Origin of the sequence: Streptomyces sp. NPDC053513, from assembly GCF_044544765.1 — a bacterium.
In the GTDB taxonomy this organism is placed as follows: Bacteria; Actinomycetota; Actinomycetes; order Streptomycetales; family Streptomycetaceae; genus Streptomyces; species Streptomyces litmocidini.
The window spans coordinates 60,237-71,487 of sequence record NZ_JBITXP010000036.1 but is presented as its reverse complement, the minus strand read 5'-3'; the positions used below and the strand labels follow the sequence as shown (position 1 = coordinate 71,487).

Sequence of the window (11,251 nt, the reverse complement as noted above, 5' to 3'; positions counted from 1 at the left end):
TGCCGTTCTGGTACATCGGCTCACTCGTCCTGAGCGCGGTCTGGGCCGTCGCCGGACGGCACAGCCCCGGCGCCGGCCTCGTCGTCATCGCCGCCTTCACCCTGCTGGTCACCGCCCTCACCTGAGCCCACGGGCCGGCACCGCACGGGTGACGCGCCCTTCCGGCCCCCGGCCGCTGGAGCACGGAGAGCCGGTCGGCGACGTCCCGGTGCTCGACCTTCCAGGGGCGACGGTGCCGTACAGGTCAGGTGGCTCAGGTGGCGAAGTACCGGTCGAACAGCTGAGGCAGGTAGTCCGCCGTCGCGGCGAGGCGACCGGCCGCGGCCGGCGAGGGTACCAAGTCGATCGCGTCGAGCTCCGGCCCTGTGCCGGCCTTCGTCTGGGTGACGGACAGGTCCGCGTGCAGACGGCGTACGAGCGCCCCGGACACGGGCGGGCAGAGAAAGTGGAACCCGAGGCTGCCGAACCGGCGGCCCCGGGTGAGGGCCCACAGCCGCAGCTCCTCGGCGGCGACGCGCACGCCGGTCTCCTCGACCAGCTCGCGGGCGGCGTGCCGGCGCAGCTCTGCCGCGTTCAGGGGCGCGCCGGCCGAGGGCGGTTCGACCGCGCCGCCCGGCAGGCTCCACCGGCCGGGCGCCGCTGTGTCAGGAGACCCGCGTCCGACCACGAGACCGACGTCGGTGGGCAGGAGAACGGTGACGAACACGGACCCGGGGACCTCCTCGGGCGGCCGTAACCGGCGCAGGGCACGGTAGCGGTACGTCATCGGGGCCCAGCGCACGACCAGCCTTCCGTCTCCGGACCGGTCGAGGCCGAGAACGGCCACCAGCGGCCCGTCGAACGTGGCGGGGTTGCGGGCCGTCGTCTCCTCCCAGAGCCGGTCCACTTCACGCTCCTCCCAGGAGGAGAGGACGGGCGTCGCCCGCTCGGCGAACACCGGCACACGGGCGTCGAGGAACTCGACCGGGGGCCGGGCGGCCCCGGGAACGTCCTCCGGCCCGGACCGGCCGGCGGTGCGGTTCATGAGGACCTGGACCGGAGCGTCGGGCCGGGCACCTCAGGACGCGGTCGTCTGGGGCGTGAGCGGGCGGGTCGGCCGGCGAGGGGTACGACGTCGGCGTGTGGATCCGGCACGGCTTCCTCCAGGGGGCGGAGAGCGGAAAGGGGTCAGCGGCGGGGAACCGGGACGCCGGTGAGGCGCTCGGCGTGCCGGGTGATCAGCGGGGCCAGGTGGGGGTGGACGCCTCGACTGCAGGCCTGGAGGAGCTGGCCGAGGGCGACGAGCTCCCCGGCTCGACCGGCGGGCGTGTCGAGCACGTCGGCGAACTCGTGCCGGACGCGAGCCGCGACCGTGGGCACGCCCAAGGAGTAGGCGTGCAGGAGCCCTTGATCGAAGCCCACCGGCATCCGCCCCCATGACTCCCAGTCGAAGACGACGAGGGACGGTGCGGCCACGTTGGCCCAGTGGAAGTCGCCATGCCCGGTGGTGCGTCGGCTGATCCGCAACGGGTCGATGCCGAGGAAAGTGCGAAAGTTGCGGTCGATCCAGGACTGCCGTACGGCCTCACGCCCGGTGGGCACCGTGGCGAGCACCGCCGACGCGGCACGCAGCTCTCGCCACCAGGCGTCCGGCAGACCGGGATCGCGGTCGAGCACGGGACTGCCGGCGACGACGGCCGGTGTGGTGATGAGCTCGGTGAGCTCGGCCCGGTACGCGTACGGCCCACCCGTCCAGTCCAGGAGGTCACGCAGCCGGGGACGCGGCACCGCCCGGGGCACCGCCGCGTCCGCGAGGGCGGTGCCCTCCCACAGCCGTCCGCCTGCCTTCCCGGACGGCGCGCAGACGATGCGCAGCCAGCTCGTGCCGGCGCGGCGCCCGAGCGTGCGGCCCCGCCACCCCCACACCTCCGGGCCGGTCGGCGTGACCTGCAGGCCGCGGGTCGCGGCGGTGAACGCGCGGCGCATCCGCGCCACGTCCTCGGTGGCGTCCGGCGCCGTGAAAACCGGTGTGCGCATGGCCGGTTCCTCGATTCGTGTCGACCTGTTCAACGGAGGCGGGCAGGGGAGCGTCACGGCCGACCACCGCCGCCGGGGCTCCGGCCGGGCACGCCACCGGCCGCCCGCGTATCCGTCCTCGGGCAGCCCGGCCAGGTGCTGCCGGTACGCAGGCGGGCGAGGGCACGGCGGCCGCGTTCGACGAGCTCCGGGTCTCCGGCGCGCGTCCCGAAAGCGATGCCGGAGACCGAGTCCAGGGCGACGCTCGCGACCAGATGCGCCTCCTCCGCGTCGGTCAGCGGGCGGCCGTAGCCGGCGAAGAACGCCCTGGCCAGGTCTTCCCGACCGTCGAAGTGGTCGAGGACGCGGACGAAGTCCCGTACCCGGGGCTGAAGTTCACTGCGCTCGACGTCGATGAAGCGTACCGTCCCGTCGGCGCCGAGAAGGAGGTTGCGCGGTTGTAGGTCGCCGTGCGTCACCACCGGCACGAGCGGCCCGAAACCCCGGGCGGCGGCGACGGCCGAGCGGACACGCTCCTCGTCGCCCGGTTCGAGCAACGGCCGCGCCCCGTCCAGGTGCCGCTCCATCCGGTCGTACGGTCCCAGGGGCACGGCACCGGAGGCCGTCGTGGGAAGGGGGCTCGCGTGGATGCGGGCCGCGAGCGCGCCGATCGCCTCGAACACCACCCGCTCCTCGGCGCCGGTCAGCACCATGCCGTGCAGGGACCGGCCCTCGACCGCGGTCACCACGACCGCCCGGAGGTCCGGGTCCGCGGCCACGAGGCGGGGCCCGGCACCGCCAAGGCGGGGGACCCAGCCGCGCAGCGCGGCCGTCTCGCGGCGGTGGAACTTCTCGTTCTGGTGGACCTTCACGAACCACTCCCCGCCCGCCGCCCCGCGGACGTGCCACACCCGGCTGTTCTCCCGCGCCCAGGACACGTCCGTCCACGCGGTGACGCGGCCGACGGCACGCTCGGCGAAATCCCGCACGCCCGCCTCCGGCCCAGGGCCCGCGGCCCCCGCCCCGTGGAGGAGGCGGAGACGGTCGACGCGCGGATCGTGGGTGATCGGGTCGTCGGGGGCGTGGAAGTGCAGGGCGACCGGTGCGCCGGCCCGGTAGGCGTCGAGCCCGGCCCGGCAGTAGGCGACCATCGGCTCCGGCAGCGCCGTGATCGGGAACCACTTCATCGCGTCGCACTTGTCCGGCTCGACGACCCGCGGAGTGCCCTGCCAGCGGCGGACCTCGAAGAAGAACCCGATCCGCTCCCGGCCGCCGCCCGGCGGCCGGTGGTGCACGATCACGGCCGCACGGACATCCTCCGGATCCACGACGAGGCCGGTCTCCTCCAGCGTCTCGCGCACGACGGCGTCCACGACGGTCTCCCGCTCCACGTGCCCCGACGGCGCGTGCCACAGACCGGAGGCGTACACGTCGCCGGCCCGCCGGGACAGCAGTACCTCCGGGCCCTGCTCTCCGTCGCGGACGGCGATCAGGTGCACGTCCACGGGCACGGTGTGCCGCACGCCGCTCACGTGTCGCCTCCCGGCCGCCGGACCGACGGCACCGTGCCCCCGGCGCCCCCGGTGTCCTCGACGCGCCAACCGCCGTCCTCGCCGCGCTGCTCCGGCAGCTGTCGGGCTTCGCCCTCGAAACGGCCCTCGTCATCGGAGGTGGTCCTCGGACGGGGCGCCCGAAGGGAGCCGGCGGGCAGCGGCGGCAGCGTCCAGGCGAGGGCTTTCGGCCCCGTACCGGAGGTGACGTGCTGGGTGCCGGTGCCGGTGCCGGTGCCGGTGCCGGTGCCGGTGCCGGTGCTGTCGCCGAGCTCGACTCGGTACGCGTCCGGCCGGCCGGCCCGTTCCCAGCGGGCGTGGAGCTCTTCGAGCTCGGCCCAGACGTCACGCGGTCCGTGGACACGGACGGTGCCGTCGCCGGGGCCGACCACGACCCACGAGTCTTCCTCGGGGGCGACGAGGGTCATGGTCTCCGCCTGGAAGTCCCTCACCACGCCGCCCACGTGGTAGGCGGCGGCCAGCCAGAAGCCGTACGCGTCGTCCGGCGGCGGCGCGAGCCGGGTCGCCCGCGGTGTGCCGGGATCCGCCACGACACGGGCACGGTGGTCGATCAGGCCGAGCCACCGATGGCCGAGCATGGGCCGGTACCCGCGCGGCCCGCCCCGCAAGGTCGCCTCGACCAGGCCCGCCCCGGTGCGGGTGACGCCGAGCCGGCCGGGCCAGCTCGGCGTGCGGGTCGCAAGCGTCGTCAGCAACCGCCCACCCGGCGCGAGCTGCTCCACCCACGCCTGCGGGACGCCGGGGACCCCGATGCCGGAGTGGATCCGGTCGAACGTCCCGCCTGCCGGGTGCCCGGCGAGGGCATCGCCCTCGACGACGACGGCCCCCAGGCCGAGCCGGTCGAGGTTGCGCCGGGCGAAGGCGGCCATGCGGCCGTCACGCTCGACCCCGACGGCGAGACGGGGCCCGGTGACGGCGGCGGCGAGAGCGAGGGAGACCCCCGGGCCCGGACCGAGTTCCAGGTATCTCTGCCCGGGTTCCAGCCGGAGGGCCTGGAGGACTTCGACGGTGGCAGGGGAGTAGGTGGACATCGAGGTCATGTGCCCGCCGGTCACCGGCCCGCGCGGCAGCGCGTCCAACTGCTCGCCGTCGCGCTGCAGGAGGATCGACGCGTCGCTGTGGATCAGGTCGAGCCACTCCTGGCGGTCGTCCGGATGCGAGCCGTCGAGGAGACGCCATTCGATCGGATCGGCGTCCGGCCCGCTGACCCGTACGTACGCGTGGGGCAGAAGCACCTCGCGGCGCACGTGGAGCAGGGCGTCGCGGAGCAGGGGGTCGGTCAGGACGCCTGCGGAGACGAGGCGGTCGACCATGGCGGTGCGCAGGCCGCTCGTCGCGGCGGCGTGGAGATCAAGGGACATGCCGACTGTCCTTCGCGTGTGAGGAGGCGGTCACGGGCACGGTGGTGAGGCGACGGACGGGCGTCATGCCCGACTCCGCTCCGGTCGGCGGGCCAAGGTGTGCACGAGGTGGCTCACGTCCCGGTACGGGCTCCGCCAGGACGCGGCCCACTCCACCTCCAGCGCCGCTGCGTACGCGGCCGGTTCCGGCGCCCAGGCGTCGTCGAGGTGGTCGTGGAAGATCCGGACCCCCTGCCAGGGCAGTGGCGTCAGCCCGTGGCCGGCCGAGAGTCGGTCGAGGGCTTCCGCGGTGTCGCCACGGGTTTCCCGACCGAGATTGCCGACACTTCTGTCCGCTCCGGACCCGATGAGCCGGCGTGCGGTCGCGTAGTCGCCGGCCAGCGCCTCGCGCACGCCGATGGACCGGCGGTTCTTGGCGAGGACGCTCAGCAGCCCGCCCGGCGCGACGAGTCCGGCCAGGCGGGCGATCGCCTCACCGGGCTCGTCCAGGTACATCAGCACGCCGTGGCAGCAGACCGCGTCGAACCGGTCGTCGTCGAAGGGGAGGGAGTCGAGGCCGGCGTCGACCAGCCGGACGCGGTCGGCGAGTTCGGGGCGGGTCGCGAGTCGATCGGCCGCGGCGGCCAGCATCCGTGCGGACGGGTCGACGCCGGTCACCCGGTGGCCGGCGGCGGCGAGGCGGAGGGTCATCTCGCCGTTCCCGCAGCCGACATCGAGAACTGTGGCGGGAGGGGCCGGGAGTTCGGCGAGAAGCCGGCGCTCGACCAGATCGTGGCGGAGCCGGCCCCGCGCGCTGCCGGAGTGGGCGGCATACGCGGCGCCCACCGAGTCGAAGCCGTTCAACGCCCCCACCCCAGCTCCGTGTAGGTACGCCCTGCCCGGATGCCCTCGATCGCCACCCGGGTGTAGGGGACGGTCGGCTCGGGCAGCTCCTTCGCGCTCCACCACTGCCAGGCGACGCACTTGTCCGGTTCCCGGAGCCTCGGGGTGCCCTCCCAGCGGTGAGCACGGAAGAAGAGTTGGACACGCGGCGGGTCGTCGGGCCGGTCCACCATGTGCACCGTGTGGACGAGCTCGGCGTCGGCAGGGTCGATCACCAGTCCCGCTTCCTCGTACGCCTCCCTCACGAGGCACGCGGTGGCGGCCTCCGCCTCGCAGTGGCCCGCCGGCACGTGCCAGGACCCACCGGCGTACGCCGAATCCGGATGCCGCAGGCCCATCAGGACCTGGCCTTCCTGCTCCAGGTAGAGGTGAACACCGACCACGTTCGGCACGGTCCCGAAGGGGGCCTTCGCCGACGCGGTCCCGGCGGCCGGCGCCGCGGGTCAGAGGGACGGGCGCGACTCAGGTGAGGTGGTCATGCGGCACCTCCTCGGCCCCGTCGAGCCGGTCGCGCGGCACGGCGGCGGCAGCCTTGCCCGGGGCCGCTTCCACCGGGGCGGCCTGCGCCGGCAGCGAAGGGTCGAGGAACTGGCGCGCCTGCAGTTCGTACATCTCCCGGAACACGCCGGCCCCGATGGCCGGGTCCATGAGTTCCGCGAAGGTGCCGTGCTCGACGACCCTGCCCTCGTCGAGCACGTAGATGAGGTCCGCGGCCCGGACACTGTGGAGGCGATGGGTGATCAGGACCGTGGTCTGGCCCGAGCCGGCCAGCCGGTGGATCTGGTCGAAGACCCGTTGCTCGGCAGCGGGGTCGAGCGCGCTGGTCGGCTCGTCCACGATCAGCACCGCACCGTCGCGGTGCCGGGCACGGGCGAGGCCGATCTTCTGCCACTGTCCGCCGGAGATCTCCTGACCGCCCTTGTAACCGCGTACGAGCAGGCTGTCCAGGCCGCGCGGGAGACCCCTGACGACCTCGTCGGCGCCCGCGTAGACCGTTGCGGCCTGGATGCTCCGGTCGTCCATCGCGGCGCTGCTGCGGCCGATCCCGATGTTCACCCGCGCGGTGAAGGGCCAGCGGAAGAAGTCCTGGGCGACCATCGCGACCCGGTCGAAGACCTGTGCGCGGTCCGCTTCGGCCGTACTCACACCACCCCACAGGACACGGCCGGAGTCGGGGAGCCGGGATCCGCTCAGCAGACGGACGAGGGTCGACTTCCCCGAGCCGTTCCTCCCGACCAGGGCGACGGTCCTGCCGCGGGGGATGACGAGGTCGACCCCGTGCAGGGACGGCTTGTCGGCCCCGGGGTACGTGAAGGTCACCTTCTCGAAACGGATCTCGTGCGCGTCCTCGGGCACGTCGAGCCCCCCGACGGGGATGGAACGCCGGGCGGCCTCCTCGCACAGCTTCTCCAGATCGGCGACGAACAGGGCCTCCTCCTGGACGTCGGTGACGCGCAGGACGAGGTCCGTGATGCTCGCCGCGCCGGAGCGGATCGCCAGCACCGCCGTGCCCGCGACGGCCAGACCCATCTGCCCGTACCACAGCAGCAGCCCGAGGGCGCCGTAGGTGGCGACGGTCGCGATGCCGCGCGTCGAGTCCGCGGCCAGATTGGTGCGGGCACCGGTCCACGCGAGCCGGGTCTGCTCCCGCTCGCTGGTCTCGGCCATCTGACGGAAGTGGGTGAGCAGGAACGGGGCCGCGTCGTGGACGCGGATCTCGGCCGCGGCCTGCTGGTTGATCAGGAGCTGGCTGATCAGCTTGGCGGCCCGCACGTGCTGCACGAAGCGGTGCCAGCTGATGTACCGGTGCCGGGCCATGGTCAGCGATCCCCACGCGCTCGGCAACGCCATGAGAACCAGGAGCGGCAGGAGGACGGGGTGCAGAACGGTGAGCACACCGGCGGCGGCGATCAGCGAGATGGCGGAGGTGACCACGGCGGTGCAGTAGCCGACCATCCGCCTCGCCGAGTCGGCGCCCCACTGGGCGGAGTCCATCAGCTTGTGGAAGGCGTCGTCCTCGATCGCCTCCAGCTCCACCCGCGCCACCAGGCCCAGATACCGCTCGGTCGCCACCCGCTGGGCCTTGGGCTCCAGAATCCCCGTCGCGGCGGACGAGGCCGACCGGCACGCCGAGCCGATCACCGCGAGGACGGCCACCAGTACGAGCGACGGCAGCGCCGCACGCAACCGGCCGGTCATGTCGCCCGGGGCGAGCAGCTCGACGAGCAGGGCGTTGACCGCGATCAGGGAGACGGCCTGGGTGACGCCGCGGGCGATCTCGCTCACGGCGACCGTGGCGAACGCCCGCGCATCGGCCTCGCGGGCCAGCCGGACAGCCACCGACACCTGCTTCGGCAGCGAGCCGGCCATCGCACGCGGACCCAGCTTCAGCCAGGCACCGTCGTGTGCTCCCCATCCGTAGTCGTAGGTGAGCTCACCGCCGAACAGCAGCTGTTCGGATTCCGACGTGCTCTCCGCGGAGGCTGCCAGCGGGTCACCGCCGCCCGTCATGCCCCCCACCTCGCATCCGGGTGTGCTGTACGACGGGAGGTGACGGTCGGGAGCGGAGCCGGAGCCGTGAACGGGAAGAATCCGCGCCCGGACTGAACGGCCTGAGGCTGATCGCCCTGAGCGAGAGCGGCGGGAAGGGGGTGCATCACGGCCTCCGACGGGTCGAGTGAGGGTGTCGGACGGCTCAACGACGCCGGCCCGCGTCTCGAACACACGTGTTTCGGACGGCATTCGAACCCCGACGCCAGGCGAAAGCTCGTTCGTGCGGTGTGCATCGATCCGTGCGGGAGGGGGGTCCTTGCGGAAGCCGGGTATGGCCGAAACGCCGATACTCAAGGTGACTCGCCCGCCCCGCACTTCGACGGGCGAAGCCGGGTGGTGCCGCGCAAGTCCCGGCGGGCGTGCGGTGGCGCGCCGCTCCGGTGGGGCACGGGCGTAGGCCCTGGAGGACCACGAGGGAGGGCTGACCTCACCGGCCCCGGTTCGACCGACCCGGCCCAGTGGTCGAACCCAGGGAACGGGCAAGCCCTCCTCAGCCCTCCACGTGACCCGGCGCACGGAGCCCGACGCCCTCGCCGACCAGGCCGGAACGTGCGAGGGCGCGGGCCACGGCGGAGGGGTCCGGTTCGTCGCCGTCCGGGTTGCGCGCCCGCGCCGGCAGCGCGTCCACGTCCTGGAGCCGGCCGGCCTCCGCCTGGGCGAGGAGGGCGTCGGCATCGGGCCCACCGTCCACCGGCGCAAGGCGTTCGGCCAGGAGCTCCACCGCCTGCGCGCGGTCGGCCAGCGTTCCCATCCCGCAGTCCAAACCGTCGTCGTCGAGGCTGTCGGGATAGGGCGCGCGGGCCCAGGCCCCGTTCTCGTACCAGTAGACACAGCCGAGTTCGTTGCCGGACAGCCGGTCGCGCAGCTCGTCCCACGGCAACCACGAGGGGCCGCCCGCAAGCATGTCGACCGGCGGCTCGTGCCATTTCGCCATGCTGGACTCGTCCTCGCCGTACAGCACGTAACGGCCGTCGCCCATGCGGGACATCACCCACCAGGTGCAGCCGCAGTCGTCCCAGTGGAGCCCGTCGTCGTCGATCCAGTGGCCGGTGCGGTGCCCGCTCGGCCGACGCTCGTCCGCGGTGGTCGCCCCGAGGGCGGCGACCAGCGCCCAGCGGGCCCACAGGGTCTCGGCGGGCGGAAGGTCCTCGGGCAGTCCCGGGCGGTTGATCGTCATGACGGCAACCATACGGGCGCGGGCGCCCCGTACAGGTGGAGGGGGAGTGCCACCGGCTTCTGCGGAAACCCCGGCACAAGCCTGCCGGGGAGGTACCTCGCACATACCTGGACGGGGAGGACCGGCTCCGGGTGCTCGGTCTGGTCTTCCCGGGGAAGTCGAGCACGGGAACGGTCAACATGTCGACCGCGCCGACTTCCGTACCCTGATGACGCGCTTGAGCGCGCGCCGGCGTTCTTCGAGTTCGGCAGCGGTGCGCTCACCGAGGGCGCGGAGGCCTCCGACCGGGCTACGCGAAGTGTGGACCGGAGGTTCCGGTCGGCGGAGGCCCGACATCCATGATCACCGGAACCACCAGGGAGCCCGCAGCATGACCGGCACCACGGAAGCCCTTGGCGGGCCGACCGCGGTCGACGACGCGGTACGAAGTGTCACGCGCCCGTTCTATGCGTACGCCGTGCTCACCAACTCGCTGTTCCAGCGCGGCGTATTCGTCATCTTCCTTTATCAGCGCGGCTTCTCCGCCGCCCAAGTGGCCCTCCTGCAGACACTGCTCTACCTGGTCAGCGGACTCGCGGAGTTGCCGACGGGAGTCATCGCCGACCGGATCGGCAGGCGTGCCGCCATCGTGATCGGCCAGGTGCTGACAGCCGGATGCCTGCTCGGCCAGGTGGCGTTCTCCACCTACTGGGTGTTCCTGGCCCTGTTCATCGGGCAGGGCGTAGGCATGGCATGTGTGTCCGGTTCGGACACCGCCCTGCTGTACGACCTGCTCGTGCGTCGTGGTGCAACGGCCGGCTACGTCAAGATCAAGTCCCGGTTCACCATGCTCGGGACGGTCACCTCGGGAGCCGCCATCGTCCTCGGCGGCCAACTGCAGCAGATTTCCTGGGGAGTCGTCTACGTCGGTTCGGCGGCGTGCCTCGTCCTGGCTGTGGTGGTGCTGATGTCGGGGGTGCCCGAGATCCGCGGCGCGGACGCGGTGGACGAGCAGGAGGGAGCCGAGCAGGAGGAGGCCGAGGGGAAGCACGGCGACGTCACAGCATGGCGGGCGATGCTCCGGGTCGCCACGCCGGCGCTCGTGACGCTCGTCGTGGTGTCCGGACTGATGCATGCGACTTTGACGCCGTACATCATTTTCACGCAGAAGACCCTCTCCGATCAGGGAGCGGGCACCGCGCGGGTCAGCGTGGTCATATCGGCGGGATTCGTCGTCGGCGGGCTCGCTCCGCTGCTGTCGGACCGCGCGGATCGGCACATCGGTTATCGGATCATCGTCCCGGTGTCTCTCCTGACGCTCGCCGCGGCACTCGCCCTGAGCGGCCTCGGCCTCGTCCGGGTCACCATCGCCGCGTTCCTGGTCCTGGTGGGGATTCCCGAGATCACCGCCGTGATCGTGGACAACGTGTTCAACGAGGTCGTGCCGTCGCGCCACCGGGCGAGCCTGCTGTCGATGATCGCTTTCGTGGAGTCGGCGCTCATCGGCATCGGCTATCTCGTCCTCGGCGCGCTCATGGACGGGATGGGCTCCAGTGCGGGCATGGCCACCTACGCCGCGGTCCCCCTGCTGGCATGTCTCCTGTGGCTCCCGGTGCTCTTCCGAGGGGCACGGTGACCACCGGGATCAACCCCTCCTGATGCACGGCCGAGGTGGTGGCCAGGTCAAGGTGCACCCGGTTCCTCACGGTCTTGGGTTCCGGGCGGGCGACGAT

Annotated in this window: 9 protein-coding genes and 1 pseudogene; 2 read left to right on the top strand and 8 right to left on the bottom strand. The window is 72.9% G+C overall.

The annotated features are described in order from the left end of the window. Positions 1-119: pseudogene (locus ACIGW4_RS35490) on the top strand (DUF1772 domain-containing protein); the annotation flags it as partial. Between the two features lie 134 nt (positions 120-253). Here ACIGW4_RS35490 and ACIGW4_RS35485 read toward each other — a convergent pair. The 8 genes from ACIGW4_RS35485 to ACIGW4_RS35450 form a co-directional block, all read right to left on the bottom strand. Next, positions 254-1,024, bottom strand: a complete 771-nt coding sequence (locus ACIGW4_RS35485; protein ID WP_399585667.1) for an NUDIX hydrolase — start codon at positions 1,022-1,024, stop codon at positions 254-256. 143 nt (positions 1,025-1,167) lie between these two features. After that, on the bottom strand, positions 1,168-2,016 hold the full coding sequence (locus ACIGW4_RS35480) for a hypothetical protein (RefSeq protein ID WP_399585665.1): 849 nt from the start codon (positions 2,014-2,016) through the stop codon (positions 1,168-1,170). 53 nt (positions 2,017-2,069) lie between these two features. Beyond that, positions 2,070-3,527: an NUDIX domain-containing protein gene (locus ACIGW4_RS35475; RefSeq protein ID WP_399585663.1), complete on the bottom strand. Its 1,458-nt coding sequence runs from the start codon at positions 3,525-3,527 to the stop codon at positions 2,070-2,072. Continuing rightward, positions 3,524-4,927, bottom strand: coding sequence for a protein-L-isoaspartate O-methyltransferase (locus ACIGW4_RS35470; protein WP_399585661.1), 1,404 nt, complete (start codon positions 4,925-4,927; stop codon positions 3,524-3,526). The genes ACIGW4_RS35475 and ACIGW4_RS35470 overlap by 4 nt, the downstream gene beginning before the upstream one ends. A gap of 63 nt (positions 4,928-4,990) precedes the next feature. Beyond that, positions 4,991-5,779, bottom strand: a complete 789-nt coding sequence (locus tag ACIGW4_RS35465; RefSeq protein WP_398706917.1) for a class I SAM-dependent methyltransferase — start codon at positions 5,777-5,779, stop codon at positions 4,991-4,993. Further along, positions 5,767-6,192, bottom strand: a complete 426-nt coding sequence (locus tag ACIGW4_RS35460) for an NUDIX domain-containing protein (protein ID WP_399585659.1) — start codon at positions 6,190-6,192, stop codon at positions 5,767-5,769. Before ACIGW4_RS35460 ends, ACIGW4_RS35465 begins: the two co-directional genes overlap by 13 nt. A 79-nt stretch (positions 6,193-6,271) precedes the next feature. Next, a complete protein-coding gene (locus ACIGW4_RS35455; RefSeq protein ID WP_399585656.1) occupies positions 6,272-8,320 on the bottom strand; it encodes an ABC transporter ATP-binding protein in 2,049 nt (682 codons plus the stop codon). 532 nt (positions 8,321-8,852) lie between these two features. Then, positions 8,853-9,539, bottom strand: a complete 687-nt coding sequence (locus ACIGW4_RS35450) for a hypothetical protein (RefSeq protein WP_399585654.1) — start codon at positions 9,537-9,539, stop codon at positions 8,853-8,855. A gap of 370 nt (positions 9,540-9,909) precedes the next feature. Between ACIGW4_RS35450 and ACIGW4_RS35445 the strand changes: the two genes are divergently transcribed. After that, on the top strand, positions 9,910-11,154 hold the full coding sequence (locus tag ACIGW4_RS35445; RefSeq protein ID WP_399585652.1) for an MFS transporter: 1,245 nt from the start codon (positions 9,910-9,912) through the stop codon (positions 11,152-11,154). The last annotated feature ends 97 nt before the right edge of the window (positions 11,155-11,251 follow it).